The 17371-nt window shown below is 38.7% G+C and carries 17 protein-coding genes; 16 read left to right on the top strand and 1 reads right to left on the bottom strand.

Annotated features, from left to right (window positions below):
* Positions 1-27: 27 nt before the first annotated feature.
* From EHQ49_RS00575 to EHQ49_RS00565, 3 genes are read left to right on the top strand one after another with little or no spacing between them, the layout of a single operon-like run.
* On the top strand, positions 28-2028 hold the full coding sequence (locus EHQ49_RS00575; RefSeq protein WP_135575295.1) for a tetratricopeptide repeat protein: 2001 nt from the start codon (positions 28-30) through the stop codon (positions 2026-2028).
* The gene (locus EHQ49_RS00570; RefSeq protein WP_135575293.1) at positions 2025-2813 is read left to right on the top strand and encodes a hypothetical protein; all 789 of its coding nucleotides are present in this window, start codon (positions 2025-2027) and stop codon (positions 2811-2813) included. The genes EHQ49_RS00575 and EHQ49_RS00570 overlap by 4 nt, the downstream gene beginning before the upstream one ends.
* Complete coding sequence (locus tag EHQ49_RS00565) at positions 2814-3962, top strand: CapA family protein (protein WP_135575291.1); 1149 nt, start codon at positions 2814-2816, stop codon at positions 3960-3962. It begins immediately after the preceding gene.
* On the opposite strand, the gene EHQ49_RS00560 is transcribed toward EHQ49_RS00565, so the two are convergent.
* Positions 3917-4699, bottom strand: a complete 783-nt coding sequence (locus EHQ49_RS00560) for a hypothetical protein (protein ID WP_135575289.1) — start codon at positions 4697-4699, stop codon at positions 3917-3919. The two genes, EHQ49_RS00565 and EHQ49_RS00560, sit on opposite strands and share 46 nt — an antisense overlap.
* Positions 4700-4791: 92 nt before the next feature.
* On the opposite strand from EHQ49_RS00560, the gene rpsF reads away from it, so the two are divergent.
* The 13 genes from rpsF to EHQ49_RS00495 all read left to right on the top strand — a co-directional run bounded on the left by rpsF (position 4792) and on the right by EHQ49_RS00495 (position 17371).
* A complete protein-coding gene (gene rpsF, locus EHQ49_RS00555; RefSeq protein WP_135575287.1) occupies positions 4792-5067 on the top strand; it encodes a 30S ribosomal protein S6 in 276 nt (91 codons plus the stop codon).
* A complete protein-coding gene (locus EHQ49_RS00550; protein ID WP_135575285.1) occupies positions 5060-5500 on the top strand; it encodes a single-stranded DNA-binding protein in 441 nt (146 codons plus the stop codon). Before rpsF ends, EHQ49_RS00550 begins: the two co-directional genes overlap by 8 nt.
* 72 nt (positions 5501-5572) lie before the next feature.
* Complete coding sequence (gene rpsR, locus EHQ49_RS00545) at positions 5573-5857, top strand: 30S ribosomal protein S18 (RefSeq protein ID WP_012389070.1); 285 nt, start codon at positions 5573-5575, stop codon at positions 5855-5857.
* 9 nt (positions 5858-5866) lie between these two features.
* A complete protein-coding gene (gene rplI, locus EHQ49_RS00540) occupies positions 5867-6313 on the top strand; it encodes a 50S ribosomal protein L9 (RefSeq protein ID WP_135575283.1) in 447 nt (148 codons plus the stop codon).
* Between the two features lie 21 nt (positions 6314-6334).
* Positions 6335-7678: a replicative DNA helicase gene (gene dnaB / locus EHQ49_RS00535; protein WP_100790890.1), complete on the top strand. Its 1344-nt coding sequence runs from the start codon at positions 6335-6337 to the stop codon at positions 7676-7678.
* Between the two features lie 12 nt (positions 7679-7690).
* Positions 7691-9496, top strand: coding sequence for an aspartate--tRNA ligase (gene aspS, locus EHQ49_RS00530; protein ID WP_135575281.1), 1806 nt, complete (start codon positions 7691-7693; stop codon positions 9494-9496).
* Position 9497: 1 nt separating this feature from the next.
* Positions 9498-10505 (top strand): PhoH family protein, encoded by a 1008-nt coding sequence (locus EHQ49_RS00525; protein ID WP_135575279.1) that lies wholly within the window; start codon positions 9498-9500, stop codon positions 10503-10505.
* Positions 10502-12868 (top strand): HD family phosphohydrolase, encoded by a 2367-nt coding sequence (locus tag EHQ49_RS00520; RefSeq protein ID WP_135575277.1) that lies wholly within the window; start codon positions 10502-10504, stop codon positions 12866-12868. Before EHQ49_RS00525 ends, EHQ49_RS00520 begins: the two co-directional genes overlap by 4 nt.
* Complete coding sequence (gene ybeY / locus EHQ49_RS00515; RefSeq protein ID WP_135575275.1) at positions 12865-13329, top strand: rRNA maturation RNase YbeY; 465 nt, start codon at positions 12865-12867, stop codon at positions 13327-13329. Before EHQ49_RS00520 ends, ybeY begins: the two co-directional genes overlap by 4 nt.
* The gene (gene recO, locus EHQ49_RS00510) at positions 13330-14079 is read left to right on the top strand and encodes a DNA repair protein RecO (protein WP_135575273.1); all 750 of its coding nucleotides are present in this window, start codon (positions 13330-13332) and stop codon (positions 14077-14079) included. It abuts the gene before it with no gap.
* Positions 14076-14330 (top strand): hypothetical protein, encoded by a 255-nt coding sequence (locus EHQ49_RS00505; RefSeq protein WP_135575271.1) that lies wholly within the window; start codon positions 14076-14078, stop codon positions 14328-14330. The genes recO and EHQ49_RS00505 overlap by 4 nt, the downstream gene beginning before the upstream one ends.
* A gap of 2 nt (positions 14331-14332) precedes the next feature.
* Positions 14333-16108 (top strand): arginine--tRNA ligase, encoded by a 1776-nt coding sequence (gene argS, locus EHQ49_RS00500; RefSeq protein ID WP_135575269.1) that lies wholly within the window; start codon positions 14333-14335, stop codon positions 16106-16108.
* Between the two features lie 6 nt (positions 16109-16114).
* A complete protein-coding gene (locus tag EHQ49_RS00495; RefSeq protein WP_135575267.1) occupies positions 16115-17371 on the top strand; it encodes a nicotinamide-nucleotide amidohydrolase family protein in 1257 nt (418 codons plus the stop codon).

Below are 17371 nucleotides of genomic sequence, written 5' to 3'. Positions count from 1 at the left end.
GTTCCCGATCTTTGCCGGAATCTACTGATGTTTCAAGCAATTAAAACTCCAAACCGCCCCTTCCTCTTTGTTTTCTTTTGTTTTCTCTCTCTTTCTCTGTTTGCCACTGAGCCTGGGACAAGAACCAAAGAATGTTCCTTGTTAGAACCAGGTGTCCCGGCAGATTTTTTCTTTTCGCGGGCCCTTCGGGAGCAGGTGGATGGATTTCAGGCTTTGCAACGGCGTAAACCAGAGGATTCCAAACTTTCCTTTGAACGTTCTGTTTCTTTTTTGGATTCTTACCATCTTTGTCTGAAGGAAGTGGGAAAAGAGCCGAGTGCTCTCAGTGCAGAAACTCAAAGTTTGAATTATTTGGAACTGGGTAGTTTGGATAAGGCTTGGGAATGGTCGGAAGTTGCGACTCGCAAATCTCCTTCTGAATCCAAAGACCTGATCCTTTTGCAGACTCGAATTCGGATTCGCCAAGGGGAGCTTGCTAAAGCTTCCGATGTTTTGGAATCTTCCCTCCATTTGTTTCCCAATGATCCTGATTTTTTATACCTTCTTGGTAATATCAACTTTGAACGAAAACTTTGGAATCAGTCCATTTTGTATTATACAGCTCTTTCTTTTGTCATAGAAAGAAGGGATACACATTCCAAATACAAATTCTTAACAGCGAAAGCACTTGGGGAACTCAATTATAAATTGGATCATCCAAAGATTGCGATCAAACGTTATCAGGAATATACGGCTTTTTATAAAAATGATATGGAAGTATTGTTTCGTCTGGCGCAAATTTACTTTGTGTTAGGTGACTTTAAACATTGCCGGATGTATCTAGAACAAATTCGAGAAAAAAATCCAAGAGATATTGATGCCTCTCATATGCTTGGGGAAATTTATTTTATGGATTCTCGTGACACAGCACCTATTTATTTTGCTACACTAAGAAAAGAAAAAAAAATTCCGAAAGAAGGAATTATCTACTTACTGGATCGTTTCCTTTCCGGATCAAAAACGGGACTTGAGTCAAAACTAAAATCATACATCCAAGACAATCCAGGAAGACTTTCGCCCCGGATTGCTCTTTTAGAACTTGCTGATAAAGAAAATTTTCCTGATTATGATGCACTTAATTCGGAAACGGCACAATACGCTTATGAATACAGACAGTATCTAACAGCTGAAAAAATTCTACGTAGGGGTTTATCTCGAATTAGCACCAAAGAAAATGCAGAGGAAGAGAGGTCTTTGTTTTGGGAAAAGATCTCTTCTTGCCAAGAGATGTTAGGACAATGGAATCATTCTGTGATGGCAACAAAGGAGGCCATCAATCTTACTAAGGAAACAGAAAAATCATTTCGATTGCGATTTCGTTTGGCTTATCTTTTCCTTCAGGGAAACTTAAAAAAAGAATCTTTGTCAGTTACTATTTTATCTGAAACGATCAAAGAAAATCCGAATCCCACTCATTACTATCTTAGAGGTCTTGCTTATTTTCAATTGGCAAAATATAAAGAAAGTGTAAGTGATTTTTCAGAAGCAATTACACTCGATCCTAAAAATTATAACTACTATTTTTACCGTGCTACTGCCTTTGATAAACTGAAACAATTTCCCGAAACGGAATCAGATCTAAAAACAACCATAACACTCAATCCAAATGCTTCTAATGCTATGAATTATTTGGGATATCTATATGCGGAAAAAAATATCAATCCGGATGATGCAAACAAACTTCTAAACCAAGCAGTTTCTTTAGAACCGGATAATCCTGCTTATCAAGATAGTTTGGGATGGGTTTTGTATCGAAAAAAAGATTACAATCGTGCCTTACTCCATTTGAATTTTGCGGCATCACTTGCATTGGAAAGAGGATTTGAAGATCCGGTGATCTATGAACACCTTGGCGATGTATATTTGGCCAAAAAAGATCCAGTGAATGCTTTACAGTTTTTTAAACTTTCTGAGTCCAAACTAAAATCCGAATTAAACAAAGACCTCGTGGCAAAAATCAAAAAAGTAGAGAAGGAAATTTCAGAATGAAAAGAAACGTTATCTTTTTTAGTGTATTCTTGTTTTTTGTTTCCTGTCAGTCTGCAGAAGTAGAAGATCCCAATTTTATTGGCCGTGACAAAGAAAAATACCATTCTTCCAAAGAAGGGGAATCCAAAACCTTACTAAAAGAAATTTTGGAGAAACAAACCGACTTTCAAAGTTTTAAATCAGAATTTTCGATGCAAATCCAAACCTTTGTTCCGAAAAAAGATAATGTTTATTTGGATGGAAAACTATACTTTTCTAAAGAAACAAAACAGGTAAAAATTCAATTGATGGATAGTTTTTTTGGAATGGTGTTTACGGAACTCATTGCTGATCCAAACCAAATTCAAATCAAACCCACAAACACAAAAGAGATCCAAACACTACCGATGGGGGATATTCTCATCCAGGATCCAACGACAAATAAAAAATTTGCCGTTCCGTTCCCAGTGATTTATGAATACCTCACAGGAACCTATGTGAGTGAAATCCAAAACCCAAAAGCAAAATTCAATACGAAAGAGTCTCGTATTGCCCTCACTAAAGCAGACGGTGAATATGAATATTTTTTTAAAGAGGGGCAACTGGATCGTTTGGAACTAGCAAGTGCCAAACGAGGGTTAAAAGCAATTGCTCTTGTGAAAACCAAACCAGAACAAATCCATCCTCCAAAAGAAATTACCACAAAAGTGATTAGTTTGGATACAGAGAAGGAAAACGTTCTCATTCTCATTAAGTTAAAAAAATCCCAAATGACGGAACCACCGGCAAACACATTCCGTTTTTAAATGTCTTTATTGCGATTCTTTTTCCTTCTTGTTTTCGTTTGTCCGTTATTTGTTTTTTCTGCGGACATCCCTGAATCAGAAGAACCTAAGTTAGAACTCCCTACAAAGGATCTTTACCACTTTCGAACGGAAATGGGGGAGACTCTCAAATTTCCCAAGTCCACCAAGTTATGGTTTGGTGGGGATGTGATGTTTAATTGGGGGGTTCGAGATTCTATGCGAACGGAAGATCCGTACTTTGCCTTTCGCAGTTTTTCAAGTTTTCTAAAGAACTTTGATTTCCGATTTCTCAATTTAGAAACACCCATCCTTCACAAAACTCCGGCAGCCGACCAAAGAAAATCCTATGTCTTCTTTGGGGAGAGGAGAGATTTGATGGTTTTGCGAATGCTTGGAATAGATGGAGTTTTTCTTGGAAATAACCATACGATGGACTTCGGAGAAAACGGGCTCTTTGAAACTTTGGAACTTCTTGATGAGTTTGGAATCCGCCATACCGGAGCCGGCAAACATACGGACGATGCTTTGATACCGATCTCTGTCACCAAACAAAACGTAGATTATCGAATCTTTTCCTTTTCGGATACGGGAGAAACTCGTTTGTTTTCTGGAATTAAATCTCCTGGTGCTGCTTATTTTCGTGTGGGAACTGCTGAGAGGTTAATCAAAAAAAACAAACCAGGTCAGGTGAATCTTTTATCCGTCCATTGGGGAGTCGAATACAATCCATTGCCGATGGATACAGAGAGAAACGCCGCCAAATATTTGGTAGGTGCTGGTTACAAAGTCATTATCGGTCACCATCCACATGTCCCACAAGGAATTGAAGTATTTCCGAAGGGTGTTGTGATTTATTCTCTTGGAAACTTTTTCTTCGGATCCAAAAACCAATATTTAAAACACAATATATCTGTGGTTTTACACTTTGATGGGGAAAATCTTTTGTTTGTAGAAGTGATTCCAATATTTGGAAAACACCAAACATTACCGGGGGATCACTATTTTTTTCCTTTGGGTCCTAAAGAGGCTGAGATTTTTTTAAAAGAATACTCTATCCTATGTAAACAACTTGGAACCGAACTTGTGATTTCGGGTGGAAGGGGTTATGTTTTTTTGGATAAAGAACTAAAAGCTAAGCTAAAACCGTAGTGGAACCAACTGCAGGTAAGTCCAATTGCAAAGAAGGGAAAACTAAGTTCGAGTAAATTGGTTTTGTAAATCGAAAACAATTGCAGAAAAAAACCAGTAAAAAATAAAATTGATGCCGTTCGCAAAATCCAACCTTTTTCGTATAACCAAAAGTAGACGGAAACAATGGCAACATAACCAAACAAACAAAACCATTTGAGTTGAGATGTGGATTTTAAGTATTCGAGTGATGGTGTCATTTCTTCTGCTGTTTTTGCATCCAAAACATTTAGGATCAAAATGTTTTCGATTAAATCAGCAAATCCGGCAATCACGAGGAGTAAAACCATTCCCATAAAGATTTTTAAAAATATGGGTCTTACCTTTCTTCCCGCATAATGGCCGGTATATGTTAAAAATGCCAAATAACAGAAGATAAATCCAAAGTCAAAATAATGAACCTTTCGGTATTCGGACGAAAGGTTGAAAAAATCGATCGTGTCTGGGATTCCGATTAGGTCTTGGACTTGTTTGGGGGTTTCGGCCATCTCGAGGCCGAGTAGGGTGGATTCAAATCCGGAATGGTTGTCAATTGCAGGTTCTTTCGGGGTGATGTGGTTTAAAAAACCAGCATAAAGTGCTAAAAATAGGCCAAGTCCGAGGCCCCAAACTTCTGGAAAATTTGATTTTTCACCCATAAAAATGTTAGAAATTACATGGAATTGGAAAGGTTTGGGAACTCCAAGAAGAAATTCCATTGACCCTGACCCCCATTGGCAAAACCCTAGTGGAAACTAACAAATTCTTCTACCTACAAGTGTTTCTATGTAGGTATACCCATAGGAGAAATATGAGAAACTACGAAATCACGAATATTCTTCGTGAAGGTAATGTAGAAGAGACGAAGTCTGCAGTAAAAGACTTACTCTCCAAATACAACTTCACGATCCAAGGCGAAGAGGATTGGGGTTCTAAAAGACTCTGGCATCCCGTTGGACAAGACGAACAAGGCCACTTCACACTTATCAAGTGTTCCGGATCCCCTACAGAAGTTGCAAAGATTGAACATGAGTTTAAACTCAATGTGAACATCTTAAAAACCCTCGTAATCAGGGCAAATGGCTAACGATCTCAACAAAGTACTTTTAATCGGTCGAATGACCCGCGATCCGGAATTTAAATCGGTGAACGGAAGTTCTGTTGTCAATTTTTCAATTGCGAATAACAGAGTTTATGTGACTAACGGTGAAAAGAAAGAGGAAACTCATTATTTTGACTGCGTTGCATGGGGCCGACTCGCTGACATATTAAAACAATATGCTGGCAAAGGAAAACAAGTAGCGATTGAAGGTAGACTTCAACAACAGTCCTGGGAAACTCCTGAAGGCAAAAAAGCCTCAAAAATCCGCGTCTATGTCGAATCCGCACAATTACTTGGCGGCCAAGGACAAGGTGGTGGATCTGGGGGAGACCGTTCTGACAGTTCCAATTCTTATGATTCCGGCGTAAGTAGTGGTTATGATGATTATCCAGCCGGTGATGACGACATTCCTTTTTGATAGGTTATGACAATGAGCGAAACAGCAAATATTGATGATACAAGAGTAGATTCCCGCGAGAGTATGGACGGGATGGAAGACGACGAAAAAGGCGGTTTCCGTGGTAAAGACGGAGAAGGCAAATTCGGTCGTAAAAATGCAAAATATAAAAAGAAAGTATGTAAGTTCTGCGCTGACAAAGCCTTACTTGCAGGACTTGATTACAAACGAGTAGATATCTTAGAAAGATTTGTTACCAACCGTGGTAAAATCATTCCAAGAAGAATTACTGGAACTTGTGGCAAACACCAAAGAGCTCTAGCTCGTGAAATCAGAAAATCCAGATCTATCGGCTTATTGCCGTTTAAAGTTCTGTAGGAGTAACGGATGAAAGTTGTATTGCAAAAAGATGTATTGAATCTTGGTGATGCTGGTGATGTGAAAGAAGTTGCAGATGGTTATGCTCGTAACTTCCTCATTCCTAGAAGATTTGCAGTCCGTGCAAATGATGGAAACACAAAAGCTGCCGTTCACCAAAAGAGACTTGCTGAACTGAAACGTGAAAAACGCGTGAAAGTGATGAAAGAACTTTCTGCTTCTATCGAAGGTAAAACTTACGAAGTGAAAGTGAAAGTGGGTGAGAACGACAAACTTTTCGGTTCTGTGACAGCGAATGACATTGCACTCGCAATCAAAAACACTGGAGTAGAAATCGACAAACGTAAGTTAGATTTAGGTGAGCCACTAAAATCAGTAGGCGAATTTAAAATTAAAGTTCGTTTGGCTGAAGGTGTTGTTCCTCAAATCATAGTTAAAGTCGTCGGCCAAGCATAGTTTAAAGCTAACGCTTTTTCGATGAATTCTAACCCCCTTCAGGAGATAGAGTCTGAGAAGAACTTAATCGGTTACCTACTCATGAGAGGGGTAGCCGGGCAGGAAGACTTAGGTCTAAGCCCGGATGACTTCTACATGGACAGTCACAGACGTGTCTTTGAAGCCGTCACTGACCTTATCAATGAAGGGATCAATATCGACCTGGTTACGGTCACAAACCAAATGCGGGAAAAACGTCTTTTTAAAGATGAATCCCGTGACTTGGAATACATTACTTCTCTCTACAAAGATACTGTTCCTTTTCAGCCATTAGAATATTATGTTCGTCGTGTTAAACGTGTCTCTGACCGTCGTAAATACGTCGAAGCATTAAACCAAGCCATTGATAAAGTAAAGATAGAACCTGGGGAAAACGATTCCGTATTCAGTCTTGTCGAACAATCGCTTATGGATATCTCTCGCCAAGAGAGATCCAAAGGTCTACGAAAAGTAAAAGATGATGCGAATGCACTCATTGATTACATCAAAAATGTTGTGGCGGCCAGCCAAAATGGAACAGGTGGGATCAATGGTTTAAAAACCCACTTTACTGGTCTTGATATGGCAACGACGGGATTAAAATCTCACGAATTAATGATTCTTGCTGCTCGTCCTGGAAATGGTAAAACAACATTTGCTTTGAATATTGCTGCCAACGCTGCTTTGAAAGAACGCAAAACGGTTGTTATTTTTTCATTAGAGATGAGTCGGATTGAACTTCTCCTCAAACTCATTAGTGCGGATGCAAGGATTGATTCGTATGCCTTAAAAGCAGGAACACTTACTTCAGCACAGATGACCCAACTCAAAGACAGTATTGGAAATATCACTTCTGCAAGTTTATACATTGATGATTCTGGATATTTGACCATTCAAGAATTTTCAGCGAGACTCCGCCAACTTCGTACCACGGAAGAAGTTGGGCTTGTGATTGTGGATTATTTACAGTTAATGAGTGATCCAAAAGCCGCCATGGGGGGAAGGCAACAAGAGGTTGCCAATATTTCCAGAGGTTTGAAACAAATGGCACGGGAAGTGGGTTGCCCCATCATCGCATTGTCGCAGATGAACCGTTCCATTGAAAACCGCTCCAAAGACCAAAGGCCACAACTTTCCGACTTACGGGAGTCAGGTGCTATTGAGCAGGATGCGGATATTGTATGTTTTATATATCGAGAGGAAATGGTGAAACCTCCCGAAGAGCTTGACCCAAACAAAAGGGGAATGGCTGAGATCATTATCGCCAAAAACAGAGCGGGTGCTACGGCCGATTTTCCATTGATGTTCAATCCGAAGATCAGCCGTTTTGACAACGTTCCATTATAAAGAGGTTTTCAATTGAATCAGTGGGTCAGTTCCGAATATAAAAATAGAATTCGTGCAACGAGTGTATCGGATGCATCTGTCGGTAAAACTTTATTCCTTTCTGGATGGGCGTTTCGTTACCGTGACCAAGGTGGAGTAATTTTTATCGATCTTCGTGATCGTTCTGGAATTTTACAAATTGTTGCTCGTAAAGAAATTTTGGGCGATGATTTTTCCAAGGTAGAAAAAATTCGTTCCGAGTTTGTGATTGCTGTGAAAGGAAAACTTTCCCTTCGTGATGCAGAGTCAGTAAATCCAAAGATGGAAACCGGTAAATACGAGTTAATTGCCGAATCAGTAGAAATTTTAAATACATCCAAAACTCCTCCATTTACTTTAGATGAATTTGATCCATCTGGGGAAGAAATCCGATTGAAGTATCGTTATTTGGATATGCGTAGGGAGGAACTTCGCGATCGTTTGATCCTTCGCCATAAACTAACATTTGCTCTTCGTGAGTACTTAGATAGTAAATCCTTTTTAGAAATTGAAACTCCTATTTTAAATAAATCCACGCCAGAAGGTGCCAGGGATTTTCTTGTTCCTTCTCGATTGAATGCAGGTGAGTTTTATGCTCTCCCTCAATCACCACAACTTTTCAAACAGATCCTTATGATTGGCGGAATGGAAAGATATTTCCAAATCGTAAAATGTTTTCGCGATGAGGATTTACGAGCTGACCGCCAACCAGAATTCACACAACTCGATATGGAGTTTTCTTTTGTTACAGAAGATGACATTCGTTCTGAGATCGAAACCATGTGGGCCTTTGCCTTAAAGAAAGTGTTCAACTTGGAAGTGAATGCACCGTTTATGACTATGCCGTATCATGTGGCAATGGAAGAATACGGTTCTGACAAACCAGACATTCGTTTCGGAATGAAACTTGTGAATGTATCGGACATTGTAAAAGATGCAGACTTCCAAGTATTTAGTGCCGCTGTTTCTGGCGGGGGAGTTGTGAAGGCGATTTGTGTTCCAGGTGGGTCTGTCATTTCACGTAAAGAAATTGAAGACTTAACTTCTTGGTTATCACGAGACTTCCGTGCAAAAGGTCTTGCTTATATGAAACATGGGGCAAATGGACTGGAGTCCACTATTACCAAACGTTTCACACCAGAGGCCCTCGAGAAAATCGCAAAAGCCGTTGGATCCAAAGAAGGAGATATGGTATTTTTTGGAGCGGATTCTACTAAGATTGTGAATGCTTCCCTCGGAGCTTTACGTTTGAGATTATCTGAAAAATATGATCCACCTAAGGTTCCTTATAGTTTCCATTGGGTAGTGGATTTTCCTATGTTTGAACTGGATGAAACCACAAAAACTTGGACTTTCCTTCACCACCCATTCACTTCTCCTAAAGAAGAAGACTTTGATAAACTAAGAGACTGGAAAGCTGGGAAATCAGTTGACCTTTCTACGATAGGTGCTAAAGCTTATGATCTAGTTTTGAATGGAACAGAAATTGGTGGTGGTTCGATCCGAATTCACAATCCAGAAATCCAAAGTCTAGTTTTGGAAGCGATTGGAATTGGAGAAGAAGATGCAAAATCCAAATTTGGATTTTTACTTGATGCTCTTTCCTTTGGAGCACCACCTCACGGGGGGATTGCTTTTGGTGTAGATCGGATTATGATGTTACTCACGGGAGGAACTTCCATTCGTGATGTCATTGCTTTCCCAAAAACACAAAAAGGAACTTGTATGATGAGTGAAGCACCAGGTCCTGTTGAAGCAAAACAACTAGAAGAATTAAAACTCAGGGTAGTCACTATCTAATATGGATGAAAGTTTTACATTTCAGGAAGAGTCCCTCTACCAAACTGTATGTGGGATTGGAGACAGCAAACTCCCGTTATGGGAAAGTCGCCTCAATGTAAAACTGATTCCCCGAGGAAAATCTCTTATCATCCAAGGAAGCGAAGATCAGGTTCAAGTGGCCTTGGATACTTTCCATAAAGTGGAAGAAAATTTCAAACGTAGACCAGATAAATCTGAGTATTCTTTTTTTGATATTGATTACTTGGTGAATAAGGTGAAGGATTCGAGTGGTGGTTGGCCGACTCCGGGATCTTCTGACTTTCAGAAGGAAGGAGAGACTTGGACACCGAGAGATAAAATTTTTGTTACCTTCAAAGGTAAACCCATCTTTCCTCGTACTAAAAACCAAGAAAATTTTGTAGATAGCCTTCACAAAAATTATATCACCATTGCTATGGGTCCTGCAGGGACCGGTAAAACTTTTTTGTCTATAGCCACAGCTTGTCGGATGATGCAAACGGGTGAGGTGGATCGTTTGATTCTCACTCGTCCCGCTGTAGAAGCTGGTGAAAACTTGGGTTTTTTACCGGGTGACTTAACACAAAAAGTAAATCCTTATCTTCGTCCCATCTACGATGCATTACATGAATGTATTGGATTCGAAAAAACAAGTGAGTATTTACAAGTTGGTAAAATTGAAATTGCTCCCATTGCTTTTATGAGAGGAAGAACTCTTTCTCATTCCTTTATTATTTTAGATGAAGCACAGAATTGTACTTTACCACAATTAAAAATGTTCCTCACTCGGTTCGGTAAAAATTCTAAAATGGCAATTTCCGGGGACGCCACCCAAATTGACTTGGCACATGGTCGGTCGGGACTCGAAAAAACAGTTTATACGTTAAGAAATCTAAACGGAATTGAAACGATTTTCTTTGGTAGAGAAGATATTACGCGCCACCCCATCGTCGAATCTATAGTCAGACGATTTGAAGAAAACGAGAGTTTATTCTCCAAAAAACCATGAAAGCTATTTTAGATTCTTCTATGACCCAGGTAACGGACTTCCTAACAAAAGTTAGGCCAGTTTCCGTGGTGAGGAATATCCAAATCATTTTGGTTTCTCTCACTCTACTTTTTGTTACTTACGTACTTTCGATTCCTTTTTTTGGACAAACCAGTGTCAACACGGATGTTGATGGATTATTTTCAGAAGGAAAAATAGCACCTGAAACCATCCAATCGGTCAAAGAGTTTTCTTATGAAGACACTGAGAAAACAAACGGGGAAAAACAGAAAGCTGCGGCAAGTGTACCTTTTGCTTTTGATAAAGATTTTGGAATTTTAGTTGTAGGGATAGACACCAATCTTTCAGAGGATGTGGAACTCTTACGTTCGATCCTTGCTGAAGGTAAGGGAACTCCTGCCATTGTTAAGGATCGAATTCCTAGATGGCGCAATCGAACTAATGAAGAAATCCAAGCCATATTGGATTATCCAAAAAAAGAAAAGTTAAAGAATTTCATACAACAATATACTAATTTAATTTTTTCTAAATATTGTATTGTAAAAGAAGACCTTCCTTTTGCCAAAGATTTGGACAAAGCCGGGGCAAGAATTCGAAACATTGGAACTCAAGATCAAACCTCAATCATTGATGGTAATTTGGTGATTCCTAGATCTCAAATTTATAAAGAAGGTCCTGTTGCTTCCGTATTGTCTAAGTTAGCTTCTGAAAAGTTGCCGAATGTATCTGAATCCTTACTGAAAGCTGTTTCTCGTATTGGACTTTATTATGTGTATTCCTACCCTGCTTGTAATTACAACCCGGAAGAAACAGAAAATGCCCGTATGCGAGCAACGAACTCCATTCCCATTCAGAAAAGTCGAATCCAAGCCAATGAAGTGATTGTTAGGGCAGGTGATGTCATCACTCCTGAAGTTAAATTGAAATTGGACATGATGAATTTATATGCAACTCGAGCCAATTTAGCATCGATTGGTTCTATTTTTCTCACACAATGTGTTCTGATTGTGATCGTTGGTTTTTATCTCATTCGGTATCGTCCAAACCGACTGAATGACCTTTCCAGTAACTTAATTATCTTTTTTACCCTTTGGATTGTAATTGCTTCCATTTACCTTTTATCAAAGGTCTTTTATGCAACTGACAGTGATTTGTCGGGTGTGTATTATTTCGGAATGTTTGTTCCTGTGGGAATGTTATGTTTACTCCTTGGTTTTGTTTATGATGAACAATTGTCCATTGCGATTGGTTTCTTTCTTTCCTTTGCTGTGTTTTTTGCATCTAGATACAATCCGACGTCCTTTATGTTGGCCTTTACCGTTGCGGTGATGAGTTCCATTTATGGACGGAGACTTCTCAAACGAATCGATTTTTTGAAGGCTGGATTTTTACTGAGTTTTGTACAAATTCTGATCACAACGGCCGGTTATTTATTCGACGGGCGAGAATTTTTTGTATCTACCGGTTCTGGTTTTTTTCGAGATTTGAGTAATTCCAACTTATTCCGAATCACAGTTATGTGTTTTGTGAATGGATTTGCAAGTGCAACGGCAGTTCAGTTTTTGCTTCCCATGTATGAATATATATTTAATATTCCAACTCGGTTCAAACTAATTGAACTAGCTGATACGGGTCATCCGCTATTACAACAATTATTAACCAAAGCACCTTCGACTTATACACATACCTTTATGGTAGCAGCTTTATCGGAACGTGCTGCTCAAAATCTAAACTTGGATAGACTTCTTGTTCGTGTAGGTGTTTATTTTCATGATATAGGAAAAATTCCTAATGCCGGTTTTTTTGTCGAAAACCAACATTTGATTCCAAAACCAGAACATATCGATAAAAATAATCCTGCTCTTGCTGCAAAGACGGTCATTGATCACGTGTTAGATGGGATTGAAATGGCGAAAAAAGCAAGGTTACCAAGGGAAATTATTAGTTTTATCCCGGAACACCATGGAACATCCACGATGGCGTTTTTTTATCATAAAGCATTACAGGAAATTTCCCCTTCTGCTAGAAAGAATATCAACAAACGCGATTTTCAATATCCAGGCCCAAAACCACAAAGTAAAGAAACCGGGATAGTAATGATTGCTGATTCTTTGGAAGCGGCTTCGCGTTCGTTAGATGAAGTATCCCCAGAGAGTTTAGATGAACTCATTCGTAAAATCATCAATTCAAAATTGGCAGAAAACCAATTGGATGAAAGTGGTTTGACCATCGGAGATTTGGAGATCATCAAAGCCAGCTTCAAGGAAGTTTTACTTTCTAGTTTACACCAAAGGCCTAAATATCCGAAACCAGAAGACACCAAAGCTTTGGAAACAGCTGGTTCCAAAAAAATCAAAAAATGAATTCGTCTCTTATCGTGGTGACCCATTGGAATAATCAGTGGGGGGACTCAGAAATTAGATCTGAATTGGTATTGGAAAATTGTGAAAGAATTCTCCAATACATAAGCCCAAAATTTTTACAATCTTTAGAGCTTTCTATTCTCATTGTAGATGATGTGTTCATGCGGGAAATTAATCTGGAGAGAAGAGGGCTCAACAAAACAACAGATGTTCTTTCTTTTCCTCTTTATTCAGAGTTTCCCCCCATTCCTTTTCAGATTTTAGGTGAAATAGTGATTTCTATGGACACTTGCCTCCTCCAAGCAAAAGAAATTGGGCATAGCAATGTTGATGAATTTTATCGTTTATTAGTTCATGGAATTTTGCACTTGTTTGGTTATGATCATGAAACAAATGAAGAAGATGCAATTCGTATGCGCAAAAAAGAAGATGAATGTTTAGAATTGGTGTTTGAAAGATAAATGGCCATCCGAAAAGAGAGAGGGATTGTCATTCAAAGTAGAGATATTGGAGACAGTGACAGACTCATCAGTCTTGCCGGCGAATCGCAGGTGCGGATGAATTTTTTAAGTAAAGGGATTCGTAAATCCAAACGCCGTGCCATCATCACCACAGAGATTGGATCCCTTGTGGAATTAGATTATTATGATCAGGCTGAAAAAGATTGGAAGTCCATTAAAGAAGTACATTTAGTCAATCGATATGATGAATTGAAATCTGACTACTTAGGTACTTTGTTTGTGTTATACCTGACTGAACTTACATCGATGATTTATCCAGAAGGGGAAAGTCATCCGTTTTTATTTCAGCTTCTTTCTGGTAGTTTGGATAACGCGAACGAAAAGGGTTTTCAAAAACAAGTCCTCCCTTTTTTTAAATTAAGAGCTCTCGCCCATATGGGTCATTTCCCAACAGAGTTCTATTGCCATACTTGCGGAGAAGAGGTTCTCTCCAAACCGGCGGCACATTTTTCTGTGGCTGAACGTGAATTTTTATGTTCTGACTGCCATCCTATCCCCAAAGATCATTTGCCTGTTTTGAAACTATTTCATACTATGTTATCAAAGAAATTTTCGAATGTGCTTGGAATCTTTCCGAAGGAAGCGGAATACCGGGACGGGGATTTGATTTTGAATCAGTTTTTACGTTCTTTATTTGGAAAAGAGCTAAAATCTTACTTCGAGTTTTATAAAACATTAGGGTACCTATGAATTCCATTACGAAGACAATTTTACTTTGTATGACTTTATCTGTTTTTTTTGCGTTGTTCCAACTTTTACTTAAGGGTGAGAATTTGCGAAAGAACGAGAAAAGTAAGTTAGGAAAAGAATCTTCTGAAACTTTTCAGGTTACCCTCAGAGAAGAAACCGAGTCAATCCCTCATTTTGTTTCTAGGTTCAAACAAAGAAGTTTTGAACTTTGGCACAAGTCCGACAAACTGAAAATGGAAATTAAATATTAGAAATGAATGTAAATCAATTATTAAAACAACAAGTGCTTTCTGAATTAGAGAAAGCCGTCAATGTCTATCTGGAAAAAAACAACCTCGGTGCTGTTAAAGATAACTTAAAAATTCGAATCGAATATTCAAGGGATGAAAAGTTTGGGGATTATTCTTCTCCCTTTGCATTAGAAAATAAAAATCTACTCAATAAAAATCCAAAAGAGATTGCCGAAGCAGTCCTTACGGAAATCAAAAATGATTCGATGTTTGAATTTATTACTTTTTCTCCACCTGGTTTTATTAATTTTAGAATCCATTCTGATTTTTTAAACCAGTATGTGGCATCTGTCATGTCACCTAGTGTTCAATTTGCTAAAACTCCTAAAAACGAAAATATTCTACTAGAGTTTGTGTCTGCTAATCCCACAGGCCCAATGAATATTGTTTCTGCTCGGTCTGCGGCTTATGGGGACGCACTTGCAAATTTATTATCAAGCCTTGGTCATAACGTCAAACGAGAGTTTTACGTAAATGATTATGGTAACCAAGTATATCTACTGGGTGTGGCGGTTTTACTTCGAATTTTTGAAACAAAGGGTGATACCATCAGTTTCCAAGAAGAAGAATCCGATGAATCTGTGATTACACTCATCAAAAAAAGGATTCTACCTAAGGAAAGTTACCGAGGTGAATACATCAAAGACATCGCTATTCAATGTTTAGAAGACCAAACAAGAACCAATTTTGTATTTGATTCTGTAGCCAAAGAGAATTGGGATGAAGTCATCGACTTTCTTTCTCGTTATGCGGTGGAATACAATTTAGGCCGACAAAAAGAAGATTTGGCTCTCTTTGGCGTAAACTTTGATTTGTTTTTTAGTGAACGAAGTCTGCATGAAGCAGGGGATGTAGAAAAAGTTCCTACGATCTTAAAAAAAGAAGATGTAACCACAATTGATGGAAAACTTCATTTCCTTTCTACTTTATACGGTGATGATAAAGATCGTGTGATTCGACGAGAAGATGGTCGTCCTACATATTTGATGGCTGACATTGCTTATCATTACAATAAGTTTCAAAGAGGTTTTGATACACTCATTGATATTTGGGGCCCAGACCATTATGGATATATTGCAAGGCTGAAAGGAGCAGTGAAATCTTTTGGAAAATCCGATGAGAGTTTTCGAGTTCTCATCGCCCAACAGGTGAATTTGATTGAGAACAAAGAAAAAGTAAAAATGAGTAAACGTTTGGGAATTTTCCAGACCATGCGAGATTTACTTTCTTATCTGGGAAAACAAGGAAGGGATGTCGGTCGGTATTTTTTTCTTATGCGAAGTTCTGATGCACCTCTTGACTTTGATTTGGATTTAGCTAAAGATGAATCTGATAAAAATCCGGTATTTTATATCCAATATGCACATGCAAGGATCTGTTCTATTTTTCGTGAATTACAAGTTCCTATGGAATTAAAACCTCTTCAGTCAGGAATTTCTTTGGAATTTCTAAAACAAGAAGAAAGAACTCGTCTGCTTTTCTGGGTGGCACGGTTACAGGAAGAAGTTTATGATACGGCAACGAGTTTCGAGCCACATAGGCTTACGAATTATCTTCAATCTCTGAGTAAGTCGTTCACTAAGTTCTATTCTCAAAAAGACAACCGAATCAAGGACAAGGTTGGAAATGAAAGAGATACACTGCTTGCGCTTGTATTGTATACAAAGTATGCATTGGAAAGTGGGCTGAAACTTCTTGGGATTTCTTCACCTGAAAAGATGTCGAAAGAAGAGGTTTAGGAATCAGTGGAAGCACCATATATCGTCATCATTGCGACGGGATCTGAGATCACCGCAGGACGCAGTTTGGATACAAACTCGGGTTGGATGGCAAATCAACTGTTTGAACTTGGTTGGAAAGTTAAAAAATTCATCGGACTTCCTGACGATCCGGATCTGATTCTTTCTGAATTGAATACATTAAAACAATTGGCAGAAACGCGACCAGTGCTTGCACTTATGACCGGTGGTCTTGGTCCTACGGAAGATGATTATACATTAGAAACGGTTCTAAAACTGAATGGAAAAAAATCTTACTCAGTTGAGAAGGCTAAGATTCGGTTACAACGAATTTATGAATCTAGAGGAAAACAATATAGCGATATTTTGCCAACGGTTCTTCGCCAAACACATGTTCCAGAGGATTGTAAAACCTTAGATAATGCAGTGGGTATTGCTGTTGGATTTGTGGAACCAATTGGGGTAAATTCCTATCTTGTCTGTATGCCTGGAGTTCCTTCGGAGATGAAGGAGATGTTTACTCGTAGACTTGTGCCAGAACTCAAACGAATTTATCCCCGAGAAAATCTAGTGCAAAAAACCAAGTGGTTGTGGAATATCGGTGAGTCATTATACCAAAAAGACTTTGTGGAAGCCAATAGAGAAGAGTTGTTTCATAATGTAGAATGGGGTGTAACAGCAAACCGAGGTTATATCAAATGTATCTTTCAGTCAACAGAATCTCAACAATTGGATAAAATCATCCAAAGATTGGAGAAAGAGTATCCGAAAATTATTTCCGACGATGTCTTTGTTTATGATCATGAGATTTTACTTGCTGAAAAACTAACCATTGCTGTGGGAGAAAGTTGTACAGGCGGCCTTCTTGGAAAAAAACTTACGGATTCTCCAGGATCAAGTTCCTACTTTGTTGGTGGATTTTTAACTTATTCCAATGAAATGAAAGTATCATTACTCGGTGTTCCAAATGATGTATTAGAAAAGTTTGGTGCTGTGAGTCGAGAAACGGCGGAAGCTATGGCGAAAGGGATATTTGAAAAAACGAAAGCCGATTATTGTATCTCCATTACAGGGATTGCTGGACCAGAGGGCGGATCTGAGTTCAAACCCGTGGGAACAGTTTGGATTGGACTCAAAACACCAGATGGTAATATTCAAACACATTCTTATATTTTCCCTGGGAATAGGGAAGGCATCCGAGAGAATGCAAGCAATACAGCTCTATTTTTATTATACCAGTCATTAAAACAAAGGAACCTTTAA

It is taken from the genome of Leptospira perdikensis, assembly GCF_004769575.1.
In the GTDB taxonomy this organism is placed as follows: Bacteria; Spirochaetota; Leptospiria; order Leptospirales; family Leptospiraceae; genus Leptospira_A; species Leptospira_A perdikensis.
Note: the sequence above shows the minus strand (reverse complement) of the source record. Positions and strands in the feature narration are given on the sequence as shown.

Excerpts from the sequence above, each read along its gene's own strand:
- EHQ49_RS00575 (WP_135575295.1), top strand. The coding sequence starts at position 28 with ATGTTTCAAGCAATTAAAACTCCAAACCGCCCCTTCCTCTTTGTTTTC.
- EHQ49_RS00570 (WP_135575293.1), top strand. The coding sequence starts at position 2,025 with ATGAAAAGAAACGTTATCTTTTTTAGTGTATTCTTGTTTTTTGTTTCC.
- EHQ49_RS00565 (WP_135575291.1), top strand. The coding sequence starts at position 2,814 with ATGTCTTTATTGCGATTCTTTTTCCTTCTTGTTTTCGTTTGTCCGTTA.
- EHQ49_RS00560 (WP_135575289.1), bottom strand. The coding sequence starts at position 4,699 with ATGGAATTTCTTCTTGGAGTTCCCAAACCTTTCCAATTCCATGTAATT.
- rpsF (WP_135575287.1), top strand. The coding sequence starts at position 4,792 with ATGAGAAACTACGAAATCACGAATATTCTTCGTGAAGGTAATGTAGAA.
- EHQ49_RS00550 (WP_135575285.1), top strand. The coding sequence starts at position 5,060 with ATGGCTAACGATCTCAACAAAGTACTTTTAATCGGTCGAATGACCCGC.
- rpsR (WP_012389070.1), top strand. The coding sequence starts at position 5,573 with ATGGAAGACGACGAAAAAGGCGGTTTCCGTGGTAAAGACGGAGAAGGC.
- rplI (WP_135575283.1), top strand. The coding sequence starts at position 5,867 with ATGAAAGTTGTATTGCAAAAAGATGTATTGAATCTTGGTGATGCTGGT.
- dnaB (WP_100790890.1), top strand. The coding sequence starts at position 6,335 with ATGAATTCTAACCCCCTTCAGGAGATAGAGTCTGAGAAGAACTTAATC.
- EHQ49_RS00525 (WP_135575279.1), top strand. The coding sequence starts at position 9,498 with ATGGATGAAAGTTTTACATTTCAGGAAGAGTCCCTCTACCAAACTGTA.
- EHQ49_RS00520 (WP_135575277.1), top strand. The coding sequence starts at position 10,502 with ATGAAAGCTATTTTAGATTCTTCTATGACCCAGGTAACGGACTTCCTA.
- ybeY (WP_135575275.1), top strand. The coding sequence starts at position 12,865 with ATGAATTCGTCTCTTATCGTGGTGACCCATTGGAATAATCAGTGGGGG.
- recO (WP_135575273.1), top strand. The coding sequence starts at position 13,330 with ATGGCCATCCGAAAAGAGAGAGGGATTGTCATTCAAAGTAGAGATATT.
- EHQ49_RS00505 (WP_135575271.1), top strand. The coding sequence starts at position 14,076 with ATGAATTCCATTACGAAGACAATTTTACTTTGTATGACTTTATCTGTT.
- argS (WP_135575269.1), top strand. The coding sequence starts at position 14,333 with ATGAATGTAAATCAATTATTAAAACAACAAGTGCTTTCTGAATTAGAG.